Source organism: Streptomyces sp. NPDC033229 (assembly GCF_055576875.1).
Map to the genome: position 1 here is coordinate 110,389 of NZ_JBVIQR010000021.1, position 23,219 is coordinate 133,607.

Annotated in this window: 15 protein-coding genes; 5 read left to right on the forward strand and 10 right to left on the reverse strand. The window is 72.4% G+C overall.

Features of this window, described 5'->3' with window-relative positions:
• The first annotated feature begins 242 nt into the window (after positions 1–242).
• A complete protein-coding gene (locus ACZ53N_RS19950) occupies positions 243–1,106 on the forward strand; it encodes an alpha/beta fold hydrolase (protein WP_469142152.1) in 864 nt (287 codons plus the stop codon).
• A gap of 10 nt (positions 1,107–1,116) precedes the next feature.
• On the opposite strand, the gene ACZ53N_RS19955 is transcribed toward ACZ53N_RS19950, so the two are convergent.
• On the reverse strand, positions 1,117–2,022 hold the full coding sequence (locus ACZ53N_RS19955; protein WP_469142153.1) for an NAD-dependent epimerase/dehydratase family protein: 906 nt from the start codon (positions 2,020–2,022) through the stop codon (positions 1,117–1,119).
• A 584-nt stretch (positions 2,023–2,606) separates the two neighbouring features.
• On the opposite strand from ACZ53N_RS19955, the gene glnA reads away from it, so the two are divergent.
• Together glnA and ACZ53N_RS19965 are read left to right on the forward strand one after the other, a co-directional pair.
• The gene (gene glnA, locus ACZ53N_RS19960; RefSeq protein WP_130877445.1) at positions 2,607–3,968 is read left to right on the forward strand and encodes a type I glutamate--ammonia ligase; all 1,362 of its coding nucleotides are present in this window, start codon (positions 2,607–2,609) and stop codon (positions 3,966–3,968) included.
• Positions 3,969–4,014: 46 nt separating this feature from the next.
• Positions 4,015–7,116 (forward strand): bifunctional [glutamine synthetase] adenylyltransferase/[glutamine synthetase]-adenylyl-L-tyrosine phosphorylase, encoded by a 3,102-nt coding sequence (locus tag ACZ53N_RS19965; RefSeq protein ID WP_469142154.1) that lies wholly within the window; start codon positions 4,015–4,017, stop codon positions 7,114–7,116.
• A 238-nt stretch (positions 7,117–7,354) separates the two neighbouring features.
• On the opposite strand, the gene ACZ53N_RS19970 is transcribed toward ACZ53N_RS19965, so the two are convergent.
• The 6 genes from ACZ53N_RS19970 to ACZ53N_RS19995 all read right to left on the reverse strand — a co-directional run bounded on the left by ACZ53N_RS19970 (position 7,355) and on the right by ACZ53N_RS19995 (position 14,614).
• On the reverse strand, positions 7,355–8,203 hold the full coding sequence (locus ACZ53N_RS19970; RefSeq protein WP_469142155.1) for a phosphatase PAP2 family protein: 849 nt from the start codon (positions 8,201–8,203) through the stop codon (positions 7,355–7,357).
• Positions 8,204–8,239: 36 nt separating this feature from the next.
• The gene (locus ACZ53N_RS19975; RefSeq protein ID WP_469142156.1) at positions 8,240–9,322 is read right to left on the reverse strand and encodes a LacI family DNA-binding transcriptional regulator; all 1,083 of its coding nucleotides are present in this window, start codon (positions 9,320–9,322) and stop codon (positions 8,240–8,242) included.
• Between the two features lie 25 nt (positions 9,323–9,347).
• Positions 9,348–10,982: a glycoside hydrolase family 13 protein gene (locus tag ACZ53N_RS19980; protein ID WP_469142157.1), complete on the reverse strand. Its 1,635-nt coding sequence runs from the start codon at positions 10,980–10,982 to the stop codon at positions 9,348–9,350.
• Positions 10,983–11,180: 198 nt separating this feature from the next.
• Positions 11,181–12,053, reverse strand: a complete 873-nt coding sequence (locus tag ACZ53N_RS19985; protein ID WP_469142158.1) for a sugar ABC transporter permease — start codon at positions 12,051–12,053, stop codon at positions 11,181–11,183.
• On the reverse strand, positions 12,050–13,042 hold the full coding sequence (locus tag ACZ53N_RS19990) for a carbohydrate ABC transporter permease (protein WP_469142159.1): 993 nt from the start codon (positions 13,040–13,042) through the stop codon (positions 12,050–12,052). Before ACZ53N_RS19990 ends, ACZ53N_RS19985 begins: the two co-directional genes overlap by 4 nt.
• 267 nt (positions 13,043–13,309) lie before the next feature.
• The gene (locus ACZ53N_RS19995; protein ID WP_469142160.1) at positions 13,310–14,614 is read right to left on the reverse strand and encodes an extracellular solute-binding protein; all 1,305 of its coding nucleotides are present in this window, start codon (positions 14,612–14,614) and stop codon (positions 13,310–13,312) included.
• Positions 14,615–14,941: 327 nt separating this feature from the next.
• Here ACZ53N_RS19995 and ACZ53N_RS20000 point away from each other — a divergent pair, with 327 nt between their 5' ends.
• On the forward strand, positions 14,942–16,351 hold the full coding sequence (locus tag ACZ53N_RS20000; protein WP_469142161.1) for an alpha-amylase: 1,410 nt from the start codon (positions 14,942–14,944) through the stop codon (positions 16,349–16,351).
• A 236-nt stretch (positions 16,352–16,587) separates the two neighbouring features.
• A complete protein-coding gene (gene pulA, locus ACZ53N_RS20005) occupies positions 16,588–19,146 on the forward strand; it encodes a pullulanase-type alpha-1,6-glucosidase (protein ID WP_469142169.1) in 2,559 nt (852 codons plus the stop codon).
• 36 nt (positions 19,147–19,182) lie between these two features.
• On the opposite strand, the gene ACZ53N_RS20010 is transcribed toward pulA, so the two are convergent.
• The 3 genes from ACZ53N_RS20010 to ACZ53N_RS20020 form a co-directional block, all read right to left on the reverse strand.
• A complete protein-coding gene (locus tag ACZ53N_RS20010) occupies positions 19,183–19,881 on the reverse strand; it encodes a TetR/AcrR family transcriptional regulator (RefSeq protein ID WP_469142162.1) in 699 nt (232 codons plus the stop codon).
• Positions 19,882–19,954: 73 nt separating this feature from the next.
• Positions 19,955–21,892 carry a hypothetical protein gene (locus ACZ53N_RS20015; protein WP_469142163.1) on the reverse strand — a complete coding sequence of 646 codons (1,938 nt, stop codon included), beginning with the start codon at positions 21,890–21,892 and terminating at the stop codon, positions 19,955–19,957.
• Positions 21,893–22,070: 178 nt separating this feature from the next.
• The gene (locus ACZ53N_RS20020; protein WP_469142164.1) at positions 22,071–22,874 is read right to left on the reverse strand and encodes a tyrosine-protein phosphatase; all 804 of its coding nucleotides are present in this window, start codon (positions 22,872–22,874) and stop codon (positions 22,071–22,073) included.
• Positions 22,875–23,219: the final 345 nt, after the last annotated feature.

The following is a 23,219-nucleotide window of genomic DNA, read 5'->3' on the forward strand; positions in this document are numbered from 1 at the left end:
AGGGTTTTTGTTTTCTTTTTTTTCTCCTCCTCTCCCCCCCGCCCCCCCCTTTTTTTTTTTTTTTTTTTCCCCCCCCGCGCCCGCAGGGCGCTCGCCGCCGCAGGCGGCACAGACTGCCCGCGGCCGAAGTACCGCCGGCCAGGCCCAGGTACGGTCATCCCAGGTCAAGGATCCGCTCCGCGACCGGCGCCGCGCCGCGCACGGGCGGCGGCGTGAACGACGAACCTCCAGGGGGCGACGGGATGAAGCGGCCACCAGGGCGCATGCTGCGGGTCGGCGGCGTGCCGCTGCACGTGCTGCGCGAGGGCTCCGGACCGGTGTGCGTGCTCAGCGCCGGGCTCGGCATGGGCTGGTTCGACTGGGAGCCCGTCGTGCCGCTGCTCACCGAGCACCGCACGGTCGTCCGCTTCGACCGCCCCGGGCTGGGGTTCAGCGCACCGGCCGTCGAGCCACCCACCGCGGCGGGCGAGGCCGCCCGGATAGCGGGCGTCCTGGACGCGCTGGACCTGCCCGGTCCGGCGACCGTTGTCGGCCACTCCCTCGCCGGGTTCCACGCCGAGGCCTTCGCCCGGCTGCACCCGGAGCGCACGGCCGGGATCGTCCTGGTCGACGGCAGCGTGGAGGAGGACGTCCGGCCCATCCCGGCCCGTGAGCTGCGCACCGCCGCCGCCCACGCGCGCGGCCACGCCGTCGCCGCCACCGGACTGCCCCGCGCCCTGGGCCCCGCCCTGCGCCGGCTGGCCGTCCGCGTCTCCTCCGTCAAGCGCCGTGATCCCACCCCTGACGAACTGGTGCGCCGCACCTACGGCAGCGGCCGGGTGGCCCGTGCCCTGCTGATGGAGAACGCCCGCTACTACGACGTGGCCGCCGAGCTGGACGAACTGCGGGACCAGCACCCGCTGCCGCCCGTCCCGGTGACCGTCCTCGCGGCCTCCCCGGGTACCGGCTCCTGGCTGGAGCGCCGCTGGCTGGAGCGCCAGCGCGCCCTCGCCGACCGCCTCGACGCCCGCTTCGAGGCGGTCGCTCCGGCCGGTCACCTGGTCATGTTCGACCGGCCCCAGGCCATCGCGGCCGCCGTCCTCGCCATGCCGCCCGTACGGACCTGAGGGCCGGGCATCACGGGGTCAGTGCCGTCCGCAGCCCCTCGGACAGGGGCACGCACGGGCCGATCGGCAGCCGGCCGACCGCGCTCGTCCACGCGGGGTGCGCGGCCTCGGCGACCTTTCCCGGGTTCAGCACGGACGCGCCGCCCAGGGTGCGGGCCACCGTCAGCGCCAGGCGCAGAGGGATGTGGACGACCCGCGGCGGGCGTCTGCCGAGCACCTCGGCGGCGGTGGCCCCGATGTCGTCCCACAGGTGCTCGACACCGTCGCTGACGTGGTAAGTCGCGCCGGGCACACCGGAGTCGGCGGCCGTGAGCAGTGCGCGGCACAGGTCCTCGACATGGAGCAGGGAGTAGTGGCGCGGGCCCGGCCGGCCGACGGCGGGGAGCAGCCCGGTGCGGACGGCGGCGGCCAGGCGCGGCAGGAACTCGCGGTCGCCCGGCCCGTAGACGATCGGCGGGCGGACGACGACGGCGGACACCCGGCCGACGCCCTCGCGCAGGGCGAGTTCGGCGCCGAGCTTGCTGCGGCCGTACGCGGAGACCGGGGCGGGCGGATCGTCCTCGTGGCGCCGCCGCCCGGGGCCGGCGGCGGCCAGCGACGAGCAGTAGACGAGCCGCGGCGGCTCCGGCCGGGCGGCGACGGCGGCCAACAGCCGCTCCGTGCCGACGGTGTTGACCAGGGTGTAGAGGCGCGGGTCGGCGGCCTTGGTGACCCCGGCGAGATGGATGACGCGATCGACGCCCCGCACGGCCGCCGCCAGTCCCTCACCGGTGACGAGGTCCCCCCGGACGGTCAGCGACCCGAAGACGCGCCCGTCGCGGCGGACGAGGGCGGTCACGTGGTGGCCGCGCTCGAGCAGGTGCCGGGCCAGATGCCGGCCGATGAAGCCGGTGGCCCCGGTGATCAGGTACCTCACCGCTTCCCACCCCGCCCGCCGGGCGCCTTCGCGGCGCCCGCCTGCCGCCGTGTGTCGTTGATGTCTGGCATGTCGGCCTTCGGCCTCCGTCGGCTGGTGGTTCAGGGTGAGGGGCGGCCTCCGGGTGGCCCGAGGCGTGCGCCCACGCCGTACGGGGGCGGGGAGGATCCGCACCGGCAGCCTGCCCCGGCCGGTCCGTTCACAGCCGGACCGGCGGGCCGTTTCACCCGCCCGTGGCGCTCGTGTCGCGTTTGACCGCCCACTTCTATAGGGTCGCGGCCCCGCCGGGGCGCGGGTTGCCGTACGTGATCGGCGACTACGGAACGTAGGGCCCCAAAAGTGTGGGTCGACCAAGATCAGGGCGTGTCCCACAATGGAGACAAGTCGCACGTGCTCCGGGGTGCTCCACGAGTACCCGGGGCGCGGGCGGACGGGCAGTATGGGGAGAGAGCGGTACACCCAGGTGATGCGGGACGTTCAGACGCCTGTACGCAACGCGGACGAAACCGTGTGGTGGGATGCTCATGTGCCCCCGTGCTCCGCGGCCTGGGAGCAGGGGGCCGAACCGGCGAGGATTGGTGGAAATGGATAAGCAGCAGGAGTTCGTGCTCCGCACCCTCGAAGAGCGCGACATCCGCTTCGTGCGGCTGTGGTTCACCGATGTGCTCGGCTATCTGAAGTCGGTGGCCGTGGCACCCGCCGAGCTGGAGCAGGCCTTCGACGAGGGCATCGGCTTCGACGGATCGGCCATCGAGGGCTTCGCCCGGGTGTACGAGTCCGACATGATCGCCAAGCCGGATCCGGGCACCTTCCAGATCCTGCCCTGGCGCGCCGAGGCCCCGGGCACCGCCCGCATGTTCTGCGACATCCTCATGCCGGACGGCTCGCCCTCCTACGCCGACCCGCGCTACGTCCTCAAGCGCATCCTCGCCAAGACCTCCGACCTCGGCTTCACCTTCTACACCCACCCCGAGATCGAGTTCTTCCTGCTCAAGGACAAGCCCGTCGACGGCACCCGCCCGGTGCCCGCCGACTCCTCCGGCTACTTCGACCACACCCCGCAGAACGTGGGCATGGACTTCCGCCGCCAGGCCATCACCATGCTCGAATCCATGGGCATCTCGGTCGAGTTCAGCCACCACGAGGGCGCCCCCGGCCAGCAGGAGATCGACCTGCGCTACGCCGATGCCCTCTCCACCGCCGACAACATCATGACCTTCCGCCTCGTCATGAAGCAGGTCGCCCTGGAGCAGGGCGTGCAGGCCACATTCATGCCCAAGCCGTTCTCCGAGTACCCCGGCTCCGGCATGCACACCCACCTCTCTCTCTTCGAGGGCGACCGGAACGCCTTCTACGAGTCCGGCTCGGAGTACCAGCTCTCCAAGGTCGGCCGGTCCTTCATCGCCGGACTGCTGCGGCACGCCGCCGAGATCTCGGCCGTCACCAACCAATGGGTGAACTCCTACAAGCGCATCTGGGGCGGCTCCAGCCGCACCGCGGGCTCCGGCGGCGAGGCCCCCTCCTACATCTGTTGGGGCCACAACAACCGCTCGGCGCTGATCCGCGTCCCGATGTACAAGCCCGGCAAGACCGGCTCGGCCCGCGTCGAGGTCCGCTCCATCGACTCCGGCGCCAACCCCTACCTGACCTACGCCGTGCTGCTGGCCGCCGGCCTCAAGGGCGTCGAGGAGGGGTACGAACTCCCCGCCGGCGCCGACGACGACGTCTGGGCGCTGTCGGACGCCGAGCGCCGCGCCATGGGCATCGAGCCGCTGCCGCAGAACCTCGGCGAGGCCATCGAGCTCATGGAGCGCAGCGAGCTGGTGGCCGAGACCCTCGGCGAGCACGTCTTCGACTTCTTCCTGCGCAACAAGAAGCAGGAGTGGGAGGAGTACCGCTCCGAGGTCACCGCCTTCGAGCTGCGGAAGATGCTGCCGGTGCTGTAGGCACGGGTTCGGGGTTCGGCGGGGCGAGCGGACGAGAGGGTTGTCGATGACGGTGCCGCAGGGGCGTCGCAGCAGCGCGTACACCCGGCTGCTGAAGTACGGCTTCACCGACGCGGCCGCCGCCGAGCGGCTGCTCGACGCCCCGGAGCTGGCCGCCGTCCGGGACGACACCGCGCTCCTCGACGCGCTCGGGGCCACCGCCGACCCCGACCTCGCGCTGCACGGGCTCGTCCGGCTCGTGGAGGTGCTCCAGGCGCGGGACCCCGGCCGGCGGCAGGCGTTCCTGGACACCCTCGTCTCCGCCAAACCACTGCGCGACCGGCTGCTGGGCGTGCTCGGGGCGTCCGAGGCGCTCGGTGACCACCTCGTGCGGCACCCCGACGACTGGCACGCGCTCGTCACCTACGAGTCGGCCGATCTGCACCCCACGACACCGGAGTTCGAGAAGGCCCTCACCGAAGGGGTGCGCGGCGAGCGCGGCGCGGGTCTCGCGCCCGCCGACGCGCTGCGCGCCGCGTACCGCCGCGCCCTGCTGGCCATCGCCGCCCGCGATGTCTGCGGCACCATCGACGTCGCCCAGACCGCCGCCGAACTCGCCGACCTGGCCACCGCCACGCTGCGCGCCGCCCTCGACATCGCCGCACGGGAACAGCCGGCCGACGCCGCGGCCTGCCGGCTCGCCGTCATCGGCATGGGCAAGTGCGGCGGCCAGGAGCTGAACTACGTCTCCGACGTCGACGTCATCTTCGTGGCCGAGGCAAGGAGCGGCACCGCCGAGGGCGCGGCCGTGCAGGCCGCGACCCGGCTCGCCTCCCGGATGATGCGGGTCTGCTCCGACATCACCCCCGAGGGCACCATCTGGCCCGTCGACGCCAACCTCCGCCCCGAGGGACGCAACGGCCCCCTCGTGCGGACCCTCTCCAGCCATCTCGCCTACTACCAACGGTGGGCCAAGACCTGGGAGTTCCAGGCCCTGCTCAAGGCCCGCCCGGTGGCCGGCGATCCCCAGCTGGGCCAGGAGTACGTGGACGCCGTCGCCCCCCTGGTGTGGCAGGCCGCCGAGCGCGAGAACTTCGTCACCGACGTCCAGCAGATGCGCCGCCGCGTCGTCGCGAGCATCCCCGCCACCCAGGTCGACCGGGAGCTGAAACTCGGCCCCGGCGGGCTGCGCGACGTCGAATTCGCCGTCCAGCTCCTGCAGTTGGTGCACGGCCGCAGTGACGCGACCCTGCGCGGCGGCAGCACCCTCGGCGCGCTGGCCGCGCTCGCCGCCGGTGGCTATGTGGGCCGGGCCGACGCCGCCTCCCTCGACGCCGCCTACCGCTTCCTGCGCACCATGGAACACCGCATCCAGCTCTACCGGCTGCGCCGCACCCACCTCGTCCCCGAGGAGGAGGCCGACCTGCGCCGACTCGGCCGCTCCCTCGCCCGGACGTTCCACTGGCCGAGCGGCAAGGAGCCCGTCGACGAGCTGGGCAAGGAGTGGAAGCGGCACGCCCGCGAGGTGCGGCGGCTGCACGAAAAGCTCTTCTACCGGCCCCTGCTGGACGCCGTCGCCCAGCTGGAGCCCGGCGAGATCCGGCTCAGCCCCAAGGAGGCCGGCCACCGGCTGGAGGCCCTCGGCTACGCCGACCCGGCCGCCGCGCTGCGCCACCTGGAGGCCCTGGCCTCCGGCGTCAGCCGCAAGGCCGCCATCCAGCGCCATCTGCTGCCCGTGCTGCTCGGCTGGTTCGCGGACTCCGCCGACCCCGACGCCGGACTGCTCAACTTCCACAAGGTCTCCGACGCGCTCGGCAAGACCCCCTGGTACCTGCGGCTGCTGCGCGACGAGGGCGCGGCCGCGGAGAACCTCGCCCGGGTGCTGTCCGCCGGGCGGCTCGCCCCCGACCTGCTGCTGCGCGCCCCCGAGGCCGTCGCCCTGCTCGGTGACCCCGAGGGGCTGCGCCCGCGCGGCCGGGAGCCGCTGGAGCAGGAAATACTGGCCGCCGTGGGGCGCGCCGAGGACGCGGAGGCGGCGATCGTCGCGGTGCGCGGCGTCCGGCGCCGCGAGCTGTTCCGCACCGCCGCCGCCGACATCATCGGTGCCTACGGCGGCGCCGGCCCCGACTCCGGGGCGCACGCCGCCGAAGAGCACGGCTTCCGGGCGTACCGGGCGGGCGAGGCGGTGGGCGCCGGCCCGCGCGCGGCCGTCGACACCGTCGGCAAGGCCGTCTCCGACCTCAACGCCGCCACCATCGCCGGAGCGCTGCGCGCCGCCGTCCGCGCCGAGTGGGGGGACACCCTCCCCACCCGCTTCGCCGTCATCGGCATGGGCCGCTTCGGCGGACGCGAACAGGGCTACGGCTCGGACGCCGACGTCCTGTTCGTCCACGAGCCACGGGACGGCGTCAGCGACGAGGAGGCCGCCAAGGCCGCCCACGCCGTCGCCACCGAGATGCGGCGCCTGCTGCAACTGCCGACCGCCGACCCGCCGCTCCTCGTCGACGCCGATCTGCGGCCCGAGGGCAAGGCCGGGCCCATGGTGCGCACCCTCGCCTCGTACGCCGCCTACTACCGCCGCTGGTCGCGGGTGTGGGAGAGCCAGGCGCTGCTGCGCGCCGAGCCGGTGGCGGGCGACGCGGAACTGGGGGCGCGGTTCGTGGACCTGATCGCCCCGCTGCGCTACCCCGCCGAGGGGCTGGGCGAGGACGCGGTGCGCGAGATCCGCCGGCTCAAGGCCCGGATGGAGACCGAGCGGCTGCCGCGCGGCGCGGACCCGACGACGCACACGAAGCTGGGCCGGGGCGGGCTGTCGGACGTGGAGTGGACGGTGCAGCTGCTGCAGATGCGGCACGGCTGGGCGGAGCCGGGGCTGCGCACGACGCGCACCCGCGAGGCGCTCGCGGCGGCCTGCGCGGCGGAGCTGCTGAGCACGGAGGACGCCCGCATCCTCGACGAGGCGTGGGTGCTGGCGACCAGCGTCCGTAACGCCGTGATGCTGGTCCGGGGCCGCCCCGGGGACACCTTCCCCGGCGACCCCCGCGAGTTGGGCGCCGTGGGCCGCTACCTCGGCTACGAACCGGGGCACGTCGGGGAGATGCTGGACGACTACCGCCGCACGACGCGACGGGCCAGGGCCGTTGTCGAGGAGCTGTTCTACGGGGCGTAGGCCTGGCCGGCGGGTCCTGGTGTGCGCACCACCGCTGCGCGGCGGTGTCCTCAATCTCCCCCAGCTACCGCTGGGAGGTACCCCCAGGGGCTGCAATGCAGCCTGTCCGGCGATTGAGGACGCGCCCGCAGGGCGCCCGCCGCCGCAGGCGGCAAAGACGGTCGGCAGTCGAAGGCCCGCCGGTCAGGCGAGAGGCGGCAAACGACGGCCCGCGAGCCGAAGACCCGTCGGGCAGACCCTAGCGCCGCGTGGACGCCGCCACATGGCGGGCCAGCCGGTGCGGGAACGCTCGGTACCAAGCGTAGGACAGGGCGAAGCCGAAGGCGAGGCAGAGCAGGCCGCCCACCGCGTCCAGCCAGAAGTGGTTGGCGGTCGACACGATGACGACCAGTGTCGCGACCGGGTACAGCAGGCCCAGTACCCGCACCCAGACCGCCCGCGCCAGCAGGGCGATGGTGATGCCGCACCACGTCGACCAGCCGATGTGCATCGACGGCATCGCCGCGTACTGGTTCGACATGTCGGCGAGATTGCCCGAGGCCATCGAGCCCCAGGTGTGGTGCACCACGACCGTGTCGGTGAAGCCGCCGCCGTTCATCAGCCGTGGCGGAGCGAGCGGATACAGGTAGTAACCGAGCAGGGCCACACCCGTGGTGGCGAACAGGATGAGACGCGCGGCCGCGTACCGCCCGGGATGCCAGCGGTACAGCCACACCAGCACGCCGATCGTCAGCACGAAGTGCAGCGTGGCGTAGTAGTAGTTCATGCCCACGATCAGCCACGTCACCGAATTCACGGCCTGGTTGACGGTGTGCTCGACCGCGATGTGCAGGGACTGCTCGGCCTGCCAGATCCAGTCGGCGTTGCGCAGGGCGGCGGCCCGCTGCTCCGGGACCGCGTTGCGCACAAGGGAATACGTCCAGTAGCTCACCGCGATCAGCAGGACCTCGAACCACAGCCGTGGCCGTCGCGGTGAGCGCAGACCCGCCAGGACACGCCGGTCCGGGGACGGCCGCTCCACGCTCTCCCCGGTGGGTGGCAGGGTGGCCGTCCGGCCTTCCGCGGTCCTTACTGTCGGTTCACCCATAGGGAAACAGTCTGCCAGATAGCCGCCGGGCGCAGATCATCCCCAAGTCTGGTCTTCCCGGCTTTGCGTACTATTCGTGACGACCGTCCCGGAATCGCGACGAGGCCCTGGTACAGAAGCCGTTGAACCCCGAACCACCAATTCGGGAAGGAAGACGAACTCGCTGTGCGGGGCCGGGGTGCCGCCGATCTCCTCCAGCAGCGCCCGTACGGCCGCCTGGCCCATCGACTGCACCGGCTGCCGGATCGTGGTCAGTGGCGGATCCGTGAAGGCGATGAGCGGCGAATCGTCGAAACCGACCACCGAGATATCGCGCGGCACCTCCAGCCCGTGCTGCCGGGCCGCGCGCACCACGCCCAGCGCCATCATGTCGCTCGCGCACACCACGGCCGTGCAGCCACGGTCGATGAGGGCCGCGGCGGCCGCCTGGCCGCCCTCCAGGGAGAACAGCGAGTGCTCCACCAACCGCTCGGCCTCGGCCTCCGCCACCCCGAGCTGCTCGCGCATGCTCAGCAGGAACCCCTCGATCTTCCGCTGTACCGGCACGTAGCGCTTGGGCCCCAGCGCGAGCCCGATACGGCGATGCCCCAGTGCGGCCAAATGGGTGACGGCGAGCTTGACGGCCGCGCGGTCGTCGGGGGAGACGAACGGCGCCCGTACCTTCGAGGAGAAGCCGTTGATCAGGACGAACGGCACACCCTGGCCGCGCAGCCGCTCATAGCGCTGCATGTCGGCGGAGGTGTCGGCGTGCAGCCCGGAGACGAAGATGATGCCCGCGACCCCCCGGTCGACGAGCATCTCCGTCAGCTCGTCCTCCGTCGAACCGCCCGGGGTCTGCGTCGCCAGCACGGGGGTGTACCCCTGGCGGGTCAGCGCCTGCCCGATGACCTGGGCGAAAGCGGGGAATATCGGGTTGTCCAGCTCGGGGGTGATCAGTCCGACCAACCCCTCGCTGCGCTGCCGCAGCCGCACGGGCCGCTCGTAGCCCAGCACGTCGAGCGCGGCCAGCACCAACTGGCGGGTGGAAGCGGCGACCCCAGGCTTTCCATTGAGGACGCGGCTGACGGTTGCTTCGCTGACACCCGCCTGGGTCGCGATATCGGCTAGCCGGGCGGTCACAGGACTGGACCTTACCCGTCGCATCTCAGACTGCCCACCAGACGCATGAGTCGGAGGGGACCCGCACCGTGCCGCCGGTGAACTCCAGGGCGGCGGTGGCGAGCACCGGCCGTCCCGGTACCGGCAGTTCCGCCTCGGCCTCGCCCGTGTTGAGCGTGCACACAAAACCCGGACGGGAGAACGCCAGCACGCCCTCGGGCGCCTCCAGCCAGGTCATCTCCCCGTCGCCGAGCCCCGGCAGCTCGTGGCGGAGCGCCAGCGCCGAGCGGTAGAGCTCCAGCGTCGAGCGCGGGTCGCCCGACTGCGCCTCGACCGACAGCCCCCGCCACTCGGCGGGCTGCGGCAGCCAGCTGCCGCCCGGCCCGAAGCCGTACGGCGCCTCCTCGCCCGACCACGGGAGCGGCACCCGGCAGCCGTCGCGGGTGCCGTCCTGGCCGTCCCCGCGGAAGAACGCCGGGTCCTGGCGGACCTCGTCCGGCAGCTCCACGACCTCCGGCAGCCCCAGCTCCTCGCCCTGGTAGACATAGGCGGAGCCGGGCAGCGCCAGCATCAGCAGCGCCGCCGCCCGGGCCCGGCTGCGGCCCCGCTCGCCACCGCCGTAGCGGGTGGTGTGCCGCACCACGTCGTGGTTGGACAGCACCCAGGTCGTGGGCGCCCCGACGGAGCAGGTGGCGGCCAGCGACTCGTCGATGACGGTCCGCATCGCGTCGGCGCCCCACGCGCAGGTCAGGAACTGGAAGTTGAACGCCTGGTGCAGCTCGTCCGGGCGCACGTACAGCGCGAGCCGCTCCGAGGTCGGCGCCCAGGCCTCGGCCACCCCGATCCGCTCGCCCTCGTAGGAGTCCAGCAGCCGCCGCCAGGAGCGGTGGATCTCGTGCACCCCGTCCTGGTCGAAGAACGGCAGCACCTGCGCGCCGATCAGCTTCGCCTGCTCCTTGCGGCCGATGTCCGGCAGCCCCGGCGCCTTGACCATGCCGTGCGCCACATCGATCCGGAAGCCGTCCACGCCCAGATCCAGCCAGAACCGCAGGACCGAGTCGAACTCCTCGCGGACCTCCGGATTGTCCCAGTTCAGGTCCGGCTGCTCGGGCGCGAAGAGATGCAGGTACCACTCGCCCGGGGTGCCGTCGGGGTCCACCGTCCGGGTCCACGCCGGACCGCCGAAGACCGACTCCCAGTCGTTGGGGGGCAGCTCGCCGGCCGCGCCCTTGCCCGGCCGGAAGTGATAGCGCTCGCGGGCCGTCCCCCCGGATCGGTCCGCGAGCGCCGCCTGGAACCACACATGCCGGTCGGAGGTGTGGTTGGGAACGATGTCCACGATGACGCGCAGCCCCAGCCGGTGCGCCTCGCGGACCAGGTCGTCGGCGTCCGACAGATCCCCGAACAGCGGGTCCACGGCCCGGTAGTCCGCCACGTCGTAGCCGCCGTCCGCCTGCGGCGAGGCGTAGAACGGCGTCAGCCACACGGCGTCCACACCCAGCGAGGCCAGGTGCGGCAGGCGCTCGCGGATCCCGCGCAGATCACCGATGCCGTCGCCGTCGCTGTCGGCGAACGAGCGCACGTACACCTGGTAGATGACGGCGCTGCGCCACCACTTCTCCGGCCGGCGGGCGGCGGGGACGGCGGCGTCGCGGACGGAGGGCGCGAGGTCCTGGGTCATGTACTTCCCTATCGGGTGGGCCCAACCAAGGGGGCTGCGATGCGTAAGGCGTTGCGGAGGAGCTGTGCGGAAGAGCGATGTGGAGGAGCGGTGCGTGGGAGCCGTGCGTACGTGCGCGAGCGAGTCGGCGAGCAGGGGGACGAGCGAAAGTGGTACGAACTGCTCAACGCGCGGTCACGCGACCGGTGACGGATGGAATCAGCCCTTGGTGCCACCCGCGGTCAGTCCGGCGACCAGGTGCTTCTGCGCGAGGAAGAAGACGAGCCCGGCGGGCACGGTGATGAGCACCGCGGCGGCCGTCATCAGACCCCACTCCGCCTTCTGCTGGCCGACGAAGGTCTGCAGGCCCACCGCCAGCGTGTAGTGCTTCTCACTGCTCATGAACTGGGTCGCGAAGGCCACCTCGCCCCAGGCGGTGATGAAGGAGTAGAAGCCGGTGACGGCCAGGCCCGGCCGGGCGAGCGGCAGGATCAGCCGCCAGAACGTGCCGAACGGGCTCAGCCCGTCGACCCGGCCCGCCTCGTCGATCTCGGCCGGAATGGTGTCGAAATAACCCTTGAGCATCCACGCGCAGAACGGCACCGAGATCGAGCAATACGTCAGGATCAAGCCGGTGTAGGAGTCGAGCAGTTCGAGCCGGCCGAGAATGTTGTACAGCGGCACGATCAGCACCGCCATCGGGAACATCTGGACGACCAGGAAGGTCCACATCAGCGGCCGGTGGCCGGGGAAGCGCATCCGGGAGACGGCGTAGCCCGCGGTCGCGGCGACGAGCACACCGAGCACGGTCGCGCCGAGCGCGATGATCACGGAGTTGCCGAACCAGGTCAGGAACTCGGTGTTGTTCAGGATGTGCGTGTAGTTCGAGAGCTCGAAGCCGACGAACTTCGTGGGCTCCTGCCAGCCGTCGCGCCCGCGCAGGGAGACGAAGACGACGAACAGGACGGGGAAGACCGAGACCAGGGACGCGACGACCAGCGCCGTGTGCAGGGCGACGGAGACACCGCGGGAGCGCTCACCGCGCGGACGGGACTTCACGGGGCCGGCGGTGCCGGAACTCATCGCGCTCATCGCACGGACTCCTGTCGGGAAAGCATCCGGCGGTAGAAGACGGCGAAGACCAGCAGCAGCGAGAGGATGAGGATTCCGTACGTCGCCGAGCCCGCGTAGTCGCGTACGCCCTGGAAGGCGAGCCGGTAGGAGTAGGTCACGAGGATCTCGCTCTCCGAGCTCGCGCCCTGCCCGATCAGTAGGTAGATCACCTGGAACATGTTGAACGTCCAGATGACGCCGAGCAGGATCACCGTGCCGCTCACCGGCCGCAGCCCGGGCAGCGTCACATGGCGGAACCGCTGCCAGGGTGTCGCGCCGTCCATCTCCGCGGCCTCGTGCAGCTCGGCGGGTATCGACTGCAGACCGCCCAGGATCGCCACCATCATGAACGGCACGCCCAGCCACACGTTGACGGCGACGGCCGACAGCTTCTGCAGCGTCTCGTCACCGAGCCAGTCGACCGGCCCCGCTCCCAGCTCGGCGAGAAACGCGTTCAGGACGCCGTACTTCTCGTTGAAGATCAGCCGCCAGGAGAACGTGGCGACGAACGCGGGCACCGCCCACGGCAGGATCAGCAGCACCCGGTACAGCGAGCGGAACCGCATCTTGCGGTTGAGCAGCAGCGCCAGCCCCAGGCCGATCGTGTAGTGCAGGAAGACGCAGGACGCGGTCCACACGACGGTCCAGGTGAGCCGGGAGTAGAAGTGGCCCTCCTGGCCGGAGAGCACCTTCCAGTAGTTGTCCAGGCCGACGAACTCGTACGTCGAGGGAATGTGGTTGACGCCGATCGTCCGGCCGATGTTGGCCTCGTTGGCGTCGGTGAAGGACAGATAGATGCCCCGGCCCAGCGGATAGCCGACCAGCACGGTCAGGACCACGACCACCGGCAGCACCATCGCCCAGGCGTACCAGTGGGTGTCGAACGAGCGCCTGGCACGGGTGAGCAGGCCGGGCCTGTGCACCTGTCGCTCGGGCGGGCTTCCGGTCTCGGAAACGGCTGTGGTCATGACTCGGCGGCTTTCCTCGGGGGAGAAGACGGGGTGGGGGCGCGGCGGTGTCCCCAAGCGCCCGGACGGGCTGCATTCAGCCCGTCCGGCGTTTGAGGACGCGCCCGCAGGGCGCTCGCCGCCGCAGGCGGCAACGACGGCCCGCAGTCGAAGGTCCGCCGGTCAGGCGAGGGGCGGCAACGACGGCCCGCAGTCCGCCGGTCAGGCGAGGGGCGGCAACGACGGTCCGCAGTCGAAGGTCCGCCGGTCAGGCGAGAGGCGGGCCGCCTACTCCTGGATCGCGTAGTCCTTCAGGAGCGCGGACTTCCAGGCCTTCGCCGTGGCGTCCAGACCCGTCTTGGGGTCCTCCTTGAGGGTCATGATCTTGGTGTAGTGCTGGAGCCAGTCGGTGAAGAGGTCGCCGCCCTGGGGGATCGCGGGCCGCGGGTGGGCCTTGTCCAGCGCCCGGTAGTAGGCGTCGCGCACCGGGTCCGACAGCACGGCCTTGGTGTAGGCGGACTTACGGGTCGGCAGCACACCGATGGTGGTCGAGGCCGTCTCCTGCTGGGTCGCCTCGGTCATGAACCTGGCGAAGAGGTAGGAGGCGTCGAAGTTCTTCGTGCCGGCGTAGACGACGAGGTTGTGCCCGCCGACCGGGGCGCCCGCCGTGCCGGTGGAACCGGCCGGGACGGCCGCGATGCCGAGGTTGTCCTTCGACTTGTACGCCTCGCCGCCGAAGATCTCCTTGGTCGCCCAGGGGCCGTCGATCAGCATGGCGAGCTTGCCGTTCTTGAAGTCCGTCTTGAGGTTGTTGTACCCGTCGGTACCGGCCGGCTTGGGCGCGGCGCCGGACTTCACGAGGTCGACGGCGGTCTCGATGCCCTTGCGGGAGGCGGCGTCGGAGATGGTGATCTTCTTCTTCTCGACGTCGACCATGTCGCTCTTCTCGCCGTAGAGGAAGGGCAGCGAGTAGTAGCTGTCGGGGTTGAGGCCGATGCCGGCCGTGCCCGTCTTGTCCTTGATCTTCTCCGCGGCCTCCTTGACCTCCTTCCAGTTCGTCGGCGGCTTGTCGATGCCGGCCTTCCGGAAGAGCTCCTTGTTGTAGAGCAGTCCGAGGGTGTCGGTGACCTGCGGGACGCCGTACGTCTTGCCCTGGTACGCGGCGTTCTTCAGCGGCCCTTCGAGGAAGTCGTCGGTCTTGTCGAGGGCGGGCGTGCCCGTCAGGTCCTTGAGGTAGCCGAGCTGGGCGAAGCCCGGGGTCCAGCCCACGTCGGAGCGGAGCACGTCGGGCGCGCCCTGGTTGGAGGAGGCGGCCGTCTTGAACTTCTGCTGTGCCTGGTCGAAGGGCACGTTGACGTAATTGACCTTGATCTTCGGGTACTTCTTCTCGAAGTCCGCGACCAGCTTCTTGAACGTCGGCGCCTCGTTGGTGGCGTCCGAGGTGTCCCACCAGGTGATGGTGCCGCTCACGCTGCTCGGATCGCTCGCCGCCTTGGAGCCGTCACCGGCGTCACCGCCGCCGTCACCGCCGCACGCGGTCGCGGTGAGGGCCAGCACGCCGACGAGGGCGGCGACCGATATGCCTCTTCGCATAGGGGATCTCCTCTTCAAGAGGCCGACCTGTCGCGGGCGGCCCGAGCTGAGGAGGAAGCTAACAGGCTGCAATCTCTTGCGAAAGACCTTGCAAGAAGGAAACAGCGAGATTTCCGGGTCGTAACCTGACTGTGTCCAAAGGCTTGACCAGCGACGGGGCGGCTCGTACGGTCCAGTGCGCGGCAAGTGACCGCTGTCGTGCGGGCGGCCTTGCAACAAGAACCGCAAGAACCTTCATGGGCCTTACGGGCACGGCGGGTTGCCTTCGCCCGGCCGTGTCCCGCCGGTTTCCCCCCGCCTTGTGCTCCTCACCCCCCAGGAGAATCCATGGCCCCCACCGCCATGCCCACATCCCCCCGGAGAGCCCTGCCCGCCGCCCTCGCCCTCGTCGCGAGCGCCCTGTTCTGCGCCCCACCGGCCCAGGCGAGCGCACCCGGCGACCCGGCCGAAGGACCCGCGACGGCCGTCCTGTTCGAGTGGGCCTACGACTCGGTCGCCAAGGAGTGCGCGGACACCCTCGGCCCCGCCGGCTACGGCTACGTCCAGGTCTCACCGCCCCAGGAACACATCCAGGGCCCCCAGTGGTGGACCTCCTACCAGCCCGTCGGCTACCGGATCGCCGGCCGCCTCGGCGACCGCGCGTCCTTCGCCCGCATGGTCGGCGCCTGCCACACCGCCGGCGTCAAGGTCGTCGTCGACGCCGTCGTCAACCACATGGCCGCCGGCTCCGGCACCGGCACCGGCGGCTCGTCGTATACGAAGTACGACTACCCCGGCACCTACCAACGCCAGGACATGGACGACTGCACCTCGGTCATCACCGACTACCGCGACCGCGGCAACGTCCAGCGCTGCGAACTGGTCGGCCTCGCGGACCTCGACACCGGCGAGGAACACGTCCGCGAACGCATCGCCCGCTACCTCGACGACCTGCTGTCCCTCGGCGTCGACGGCTTCCGGATCGACGCCGCCAAGCACATCGCCGTGGAGGACCTCACCGCGATCAAGGCCAAGTTGCGCAACCCCGGCGTGTACTGGAAGCAGGAGACCATCTTCGGCGCGGGGGAGGCCGTCCAGCCCGACGAATACCTCGGCAACGGCGACGTCCAGGAGTTCCGTTACGCCCGCGACCTCAAACGCGTCTTCCAGCGCGAGCGGCTCGCCTACCTCAAGAACTACGGCGAGGGCTGGGGCTACCTCCCCACCGGCAAGGCCTCCGTCTTCGTCGACAACCACGATACCGAGCGCGGCGGCGACACCCTCAGCTACAAGGACGGCGCCGACTACACCCTCGCCAACGTCTTCATGCTCGCCTGGCCCTACGGCTCACCGGACATCCACTCCGGCTACGAATTCACCGACCGCGACGCGGGGCCGCCGAACGGCGGCAAGGTCGGCGCGTGCTGGCAGGACGGCTGGAAGTGCCAGCACAAGTGGCCGGAGATCAAGAGCATGGTGGGCTTCCGCAACGCGGTACGCGGCACGGCGGTGACGAACTGGTGGGACAACGGCTCCCAGGCCATCGCCTTCGGCCGGGGGAACAAGGGCTATGTCGCCATCAACCACGAGACGTCCGCGCTGAGCCGCACCTTCCAGACGTCGCTGCCGGGGGGTGAGTACTGCGACGTGCAGAGCGGACACGGTGTCCGTGTCGGGGACGACGGGCGCTTCACGGCGACGCTGGCCGCGAATACGGCACTGGCGCTGCGCGCCGGGGCTCGCGCCTGCGGGAAGTAGGAACCTTGCCCCTGACCCCGGGGCTCCGCCCCGGACCCCGGTCCTCAATCGCCGGACGGGCTGTTTGTTGCCCGGACCGGCGGCAAATCGAGCCCGTCCGGCGATTGAGGACAACGGGGGGCTGGGGGCTCGCCCCCCAGTTACGGGAAGGGGCGGGTCAGGGGAGAAGAACCACGTCCCAACCCCAGCCAAAGGAGCACGTTTCCATGAGACGACTGGCCACCCTGGCCGCAGTCATAGCCCTGGCCTTGCCCCTCGTCGGGACGGGCCCGGCTCAGGCCACCGCACCCGCCGCCGGGGCCAAGGTCCATTGGATCGACAAAAACACCGTCGCCTGGCCCAAAAACCTCGGCACTCCCACCCGCCCCCACCGCCTCACCCACGACCACGGCAGCTTCGCACTCACCCCCCAGCCCGGCGGGCTGACAGCGCAACAACGAGCGAAGTACCCGCACTTGGCGCACTACGACGCCTTCCGCGTCGACGCCCACGGCCAAGAACGCACGGCCCTCACCGGCCGGCTCGTCGCCGAGACGGACGGTGTCGCCACCGGTGTGCAGATACCCGGCGTACTGGACGACCTCTACGCCGCGAACGCCGGCAAGGCACAGCTCGGCCCCCGCTTCCGCGGCGGCCATCCCACCCTCTCCGTCTGGGCACCCACCGCCCAGCGCGTCGCCCTGGAACTCGACGGCCGCACCGTCCCCATGCGACGGGACGCCGGCAGCGGCGTCTGGAGCGTCACCGGTCCGCGCGACTGGGCCGCGAAGCCCTACCGCTACGCCGTCACCGTCTGGGCCCCCTCCGTGGGGAAGGTCGTCACCAATCACGTCACCGACCCGTACTCCACCGCCCTGACCGCCGACTCCACCCACAGCCTCGTCGTCGATCTCGCCGACCCCGCCCTCGCTCCCGAGGGCTGGTCGCGGCTGCGCAAGCCGACGGCCGTGCCGCTGCGCGACGCGCAGATCCAGGAACTGCACATCCGCGACTTCTCCGTCGCCGACCGCACCTCGGCCCACCCCGGGCGCTACCTCGCCTTCACCGACCGGTCCTCGGCGGGCATGCGGCACCTGCGCGCGCTCGCCGCCGCCGGCACCTCCTACGTCCATCTGCTCCCGGCCTTCGACTTCGGCACCGTCCCCGAGCGGAGCGCCGACCAGGCCACCCCCGACTGCGACCTCGCCGCCCTGCCCGCCGACTCCGAGCGACAGCAGGAGTGCGTGGGGAAGACGGCGGGCCGCGACGCGTACAACTGGGGCTACGACCCGCTGCACTACACCGTCCCCGAGGGGAGCTATGCCTCCGATCCGGACGGGCCGCGCCGCACCCGTGAATTCCGGCAGATGGTGCAGGGCCTCGCCGGGGCGGGGCTGCGGACCGTCATGGACGTCGTCTACAACCACACCGTGGCCTCCGGGCAGGATCCGAAGTCCGTACTCGACCGGATCGTTCCCGGCTACTACCAGCGCCTCCTCGACGACGGCGCCGTCGCCGCCTCCACCTGCTGCGCCAACACGGCGCCCGAGCACGCGATGATGGGCAAGCTCGTCGTCGACTCCGTCGTCACCTGGGCGAAGGAGTACAAGGTCGACGGCTTCCGCTTCGACCTCATGGGCCACCACCCCAAGGCCAACCTCCTCGCCGTGCGCAAGGCCCTCGACGCCCTCACCGTCGCCAGGGACGGCGTCGACGGGAAGGCCGTCGTCCTCTACGGCGAGGGCTGGAACTTCGGTGAGGTGGCCAACGACGCCCGCTTCGTCCAGGCCACGCAGAAGAACATGGCGGGCACCGGCATCGCCACCTTCGCCGACCGCTCCCGCGACGCGATCCGCGGCGGCGGCCCCTTCGACGAGGACCCCCGCGTCCAGGGGTTCGCCTCCGGACTGTTCACCGACCCCAACGGCTCGCCCGCGGGCAGCCCCGACGAGCAGCGGGCCCGGCTGCTGCATGCCCAGGACCTCATCAAGGTCGGGCTCACCGGTCATCTCGCCGACTACCGCTTCACCGACGCGACCGGCCGCGTGGTCCGCGGCGCCGACGTCGACTACAACGGTTCGCCCGCCGGTTACGCCGCCGCCCCCGGCGACGCCCTCGCCTACGCCGACGCCCACGACAACGAATCCCTCTACGACGCCCTCGCCTACAAGCTCCCGCCCGCCACACCCGCCGCCGAGCGGGCCAGGGCGCAGGTCCTCGCGATGGCCGCCGCCGCACTCTCCCAGGGGCCGTCCCTCTCCCAGGCCGGCACGGACCTGTTGCGCTCGAAATCCCTGGACCGCAACTCCTACGACAGCGGCGACTGGTTCAACGCGATCCACTGGGACTGCGCCGACGGCAACGGCTTCGGCCGCGGACTGCCGCCCGCCGCCGACAACCGGTCCAAGTGGCCCTACGCCCGTCCGCTGCTCGCCGATCCGGCCCTGCGCCCCGGCTGCGGGCCGATCCGGGCCGCCTCCGCCGCCTACCGGGACCTGCTGCGCATCCGGACGACCGAGCGGGCGTTCCGTCAGGCGACCACCGCCGACGTCCAGCGGACGCTGTCGTTCCCGTTGTCCGGCGCCGGTGAGACACCGGGCGTCGTCACGATGCGGCTGGGGAACCTGGTCGTGGTCCTCAACGCCGCACCGCACGAGGTGACCCAGCGGATCGGGGCGCTCTCCGGAACGGACTACGCGCTGCACCCCGTCCAGGCGCGCGGCGCGGACGCCGTCGTCAAGTCCGCCTCGTACGCACGGGAATCGGGCACCTTCACGGTCCCGGGCCGCACGGTCGCCGTCTTCCGCCGGGGCTGACCGGCGCGGGAGGCAGGAGCAGGGACAGGGCCGAGGTCAGGACGGCTGCGGCGCGAGCGCGGCCAGCCGTCCGACCAGGTCCCCGAAGGGCCCGTCGGCGGGCTCGTCCCGCAGCACGCGGCGCAGCACGGCCGCCATGTCCTCGTCGTAGGCGGCGCTCACCGCCGTGAGGGCCGCGAAGTGATGGACGAGCTGCAACTCCAGCTCCGCGCGGGCCACCGGGCAGCCGTCCAGCCAGAGCAGCGCCGTGGTCTCGGCCAGCGATATCCAGGACCGGACGGCCAGCTCCAGGCGCGGCGCCGGGGCGTGCACGCCCAGGTGCCCGATCATCTGCTCGTACGCGGCCCGGCGCACCCCGTCGATCAGGGCGTCGGCCCGGCCGGTGCCCACCGCCGGGCCGCCGCGCATCAGCGCCGAGAACCCCGGCCCGTGCGTCTCGACGAAGTCGAAGAACCGCCGCATGACGCGCAACAGCCGGGCCCCCAGCGGACCTTCGCGCGGCTCGTCGAAGAGGGACGTCAGCTCCTCGGCGGCGCGGCCCAGGGCGGCCTCGTACAGGCTCTGCTTGCCGGGGAAGTAGTGATAGACCAGCGGCCGGGAGATGCCGGCCGCCTCGGCTATCTCGTCGATGGCGACATCGTCGGGGCAGCGCCTGCTGAAGAGGTCGAGCGCCACCGCGATCAGTTGCTCGCGTCGCTGCTCGACGCCCATTCTGCGGCGCACCCCGGTCGTCATGCGGTCATCCTAATGCCGACGCGCGGCGGCCCCCCGGGCGTGAAAGCCCGGCGGGCCGCTCAACAGGCGCTGCTCACCGCAGAGTCGTGAGCTTCTTCCCGGCGGCGGTCAGGGCGCTCAGCTCGGCGTGCGCGCCCGCCCGGGCCGGAAGGGCCAGCAGGGCGCCGCGCGTGCTGCCGCGCACTCCACCCGTCGCGGTGATCGAGGCGACGTCGTCGCTGCCCGCCGCCAGCGCGTACCAGGCACCGGCCTTCGACTTCCACAGCACCCCCGCCAGGACGTGCGGGTCGCGGGCCCCGCACGCGGCGGAGTCCTCGGCGCGGGCGACGACCGTCCCCGGTGCGCCGGGCCGGGCGCCGGGGGCCTGGAACTGCGCCTGCACCCGGCTGCCCGGGCCCCGCCATGTCTCGGCCCGGGTGCACAGCCAGACCGCGCTGCCCGCGCCGCCGGGCAGCGGCTGCGTCGCGAACTGCCAGGCGTTCACCGACCGGACGCCCTGCGAGCGCACGGTCTGCAGATGGCAGGCGGAGTGCGCCCAGCCCGCCAGCGCCCGGTCGCCCGCCACATCGCGGGGGGAGCCGGGGGCGCCGACGGTGAGCCGGGCGGGGAGCAGCTCGCCGAGGTCGGTGACCAGCCGGCCGCCGAGCCGCAGCGCGGGCCAGGCGCGGCAGCCGCCGTCCGGGGCGGGGCTGGGCATCGCGTCGGTCACACCCTCGGCGTCCCGGTGCAGCGGCTGCCCGGCGCCCGTCGGCGCGAGCAGGTCGCGCACGGCCGCGTCGGTCACCCAGGGGGCGGTCAGATAGCGGACGTTGCCGTCGGTGCGGCCGACGACGACCGCGGTGGAGGTGTCGGCGTCCGCCGCGTCCGCGCGCGCGAAGTCCAGCGCGGCGGCACCGGCCTCGCCGCTCCTGGCCTCCGCGTAGCGCACCACGCGCAGCCCGTCGTGGAGCAGCACGACGGCCGCCGCGTCGACCTCGCCCGCGTACAGCAGCTGGGGCGGCCCGGACGCGGGGCCGACGGGGGTGCCGGGCGTGGCCGTGACCCGCACCGCGCGGCCCGGCCGGGCCCAGGCGGCGAGTGCCCGGCGCAGCAGCTCCCGGTCGCCCGTGCGGTCGCCGCGGGCGGGCCACGTGGCGAAGCCGGGGCGGTCCGCGCTCTTCCAGGCCGAGGAGGTGGCCTGGGTCAACCGGGCCGGGTCCAGGGCCGCTTCGGCCGCCGCGTTCCGCGCGTACGGGGGCGCGGCGGCGCCGTCCCGGCCCCAGCCGTCACCGGGCAGACCGAGGAGCGTGGCGCACACCACGGCCGCGGCGGCGGCCGCGAGCGCGGCCCGGGTGTGCTGGCGGCGGCGCATCAGGTCCGTCGGCCGGGCCTGGAGGGAGCAGGGGTCGAACTCCACCGACTCCAGCAGCGGGGTGTCGCGGCTGCCCGCCGGGGTGCGGACACGGTCCGCCTCGGCGAGCGCCGCGCCCGGGTCCTCGACCCCGGCCGCGGACAGCACCCGCCGCACGTCCCGGTCGTCGGACAGCTCCAGGCCGCGCAGGACGTACGCGGCCCGGCCCGGCCCGGACAGCGAGGAGAGCGCCTGGTCCAAGGCGAGTTCGTCGGCTCCGCCCGAGCGGGGGAACAGCCGCAGCCCCCACACCTGCGGCAGCAGCGGCGGGAGTTGGCCCGGCCGCGGCGGCTGCCAGCGGCCGCGCGGCCGCCCCGCGTCCAGCGCGGCCCGCAGCACCCGCTGGCGGACGTAGGTGTAGCCCGGCTCGCTCGGCACCCCGTCGGTGCCGCGCGGAGCCGGTACGGTCAGCTCCGCACCGCCCACCCGGTTGCGCGGCAGCGACCGCTGGACGAGGGCGTGCGCGGTCAGCACACGGCGGTTACGGCCCAGCGCGGGCGGCAGCACGAGATACCCGAGCCGCACCAGGCGGGGGTAGTGCTCGATGAGCGCGGCCTCGGCCTGCTCGACGTCGACGGGGGCGATGGACCGGGGGCGGGGGGCTGTCGCTTGCTGCTCCACGATCCATAGAACGAGTGAATGGTGGGATGGTCACCTCACCCGTGCCGGGGGCAGTGCTGAGTCCTCAATCGCCGGACGGGCTGGTGGCTGAGCTCAGCCAGAACCAGCCCGTCCGGCGATTGAGGACACCGCCGCGCAGCGGTGGTGCACCCCGGTCGGCGGCCCGGCACGGGAGCCGTCAGGCGACGTAGCGGGCGCGGATCCGGTCGACGGCGTCGTCGGGGACGCCGAGCCCGTCGCGGACGTAACGCTCCACATCGCCGTGCGTCCGGTACATCTCCTCCAGCGCCGCCGCGAGGTAGGCGGGGCGCACGCCCAGGATCGCGTCGGCGATGCCGGGGTCGCCGCCCGCCGAGACGAACCGCTCGATGATCGGCGCGAAGGCCGTGCGCACGGCCGGGTTGACGTCGAGGTACTCGCGTTCGGCCGTGGCCTCGTCCGCGCCGAGCAGCAGCAGGATCACGGTGGCCGCCCAGCCCGTGCGGTCCTTGCCGGCCGTGCAGTGGAAGAGCAGCGGGCCGCAGTCCGGCTCGGCGAGCGCGGACAGCAGCAGCCGGTAGGCGTCACAGGCGGCCTGGGAGGACACGAAGGCGCGGTAGGAGTCGCAGAGCAGTTTCTCCGCCTTGCCGCCGCCGAGGTGCTCCTCGGCGAGGGCGGGGCTGCCGAGCACCGACTCGATCCGGGCGGGCACCTGATCGCCCTGGACGGCGGCGGGGAGGGCACCGGCCAGCACGTCCGCGACGATCAGCCGGGCGCCGTCAGGCACCCGGTCGGGCCGGTCGCGCCGCTCGTGCTCGGTGCGCAGGTCCACCACCGTATGGATGCCGAGCGCCGCGACGGCGGGGTCGGCCATCGGATCGAGCCGGTCCAGCTGGCCGGACCGGAGCAGCAGGCCGGGGCGGACGGCGGAGTTTCCGGCGAGCGCGATGCCACCGAGGTCGCGGAGGTTGACGATGGTCGAGACATCGAACTGGTGTGGCATACGCGCAGCTCCTTTATCGGATATCTACCGATATTGTGGCGAACAGTGGCCAAGTGCGCGACGCCGCCCCTGCCCGAAGCCGACGCCGCCCACGAGCAGCCGCCCATGGCGTACGCGCCGAGCCGCACGCCCCCCACGTACGCGGGCGCGAGGCGCGGCAGCCGCGGGACGGCCGGCCGCGCCCATCGGGGTGACGGTCCGGGGCCACCGGAAGAGCTGTGCGGCCGCGCCCGGCGCGCTTTCCTCAGCCCAGCCGCCAGGCGCTGAAGTACGCCGTCCCCCGTTCGCCGCTGCCGTCGTTGCCCGCCGTCATGAACAGCCCAACGTCCAGGTCCCGGGCCGCGC

Coding starts and splice junctions, on each gene's coding strand:
- ACZ53N_RS19995 (WP_469142160.1), bottom strand. CDS start 14,614: ATGCGAAGAGGCATATCGGTCGCCGCCCTCGTCGGCGTGCTGGCCCTC.
- ACZ53N_RS20010 (WP_469142162.1), bottom strand. CDS start 19,881: ATGACGACCGGGGTGCGCCGCAGAATGGGCGTCGAGCAGCGACGCGAG.
- ACZ53N_RS19970 (WP_469142155.1), bottom strand. CDS start 8,203: ATGGGTGAACCGACAGTAAGGACCGCGGAAGGCCGGACGGCCACCCTG.
- ACZ53N_RS19980 (WP_469142157.1), bottom strand. CDS start 10,982: ATGACCCAGGACCTCGCGCCCTCCGTCCGCGACGCCGCCGTCCCCGCC.
- glnA (WP_130877445.1), top strand. CDS start 2,607: ATGGATAAGCAGCAGGAGTTCGTGCTCCGCACCCTCGAAGAGCGCGAC.
- ACZ53N_RS19965 (WP_469142154.1), top strand. CDS start 4,015: ATGACGGTGCCGCAGGGGCGTCGCAGCAGCGCGTACACCCGGCTGCTG.
- ACZ53N_RS19985 (WP_469142158.1), bottom strand. CDS start 12,053: ATGAGCGCGATGAGTTCCGGCACCGCCGGCCCCGTGAAGTCCCGTCCG.
- ACZ53N_RS19950 (WP_469142152.1), top strand. CDS start 243: ATGAAGCGGCCACCAGGGCGCATGCTGCGGGTCGGCGGCGTGCCGCTG.
- ACZ53N_RS20000 (WP_469142161.1), top strand. CDS start 14,942: ATGGCCCCCACCGCCATGCCCACATCCCCCCGGAGAGCCCTGCCCGCC.
- ACZ53N_RS19990 (WP_469142159.1), bottom strand. CDS start 13,042: ATGACCACAGCCGTTTCCGAGACCGGAAGCCCGCCCGAGCGACAGGTG.
- ACZ53N_RS20020 (WP_469142164.1), bottom strand. CDS start 22,874: ATGCCACACCAGTTCGATGTCTCGACCATCGTCAACCTCCGCGACCTC.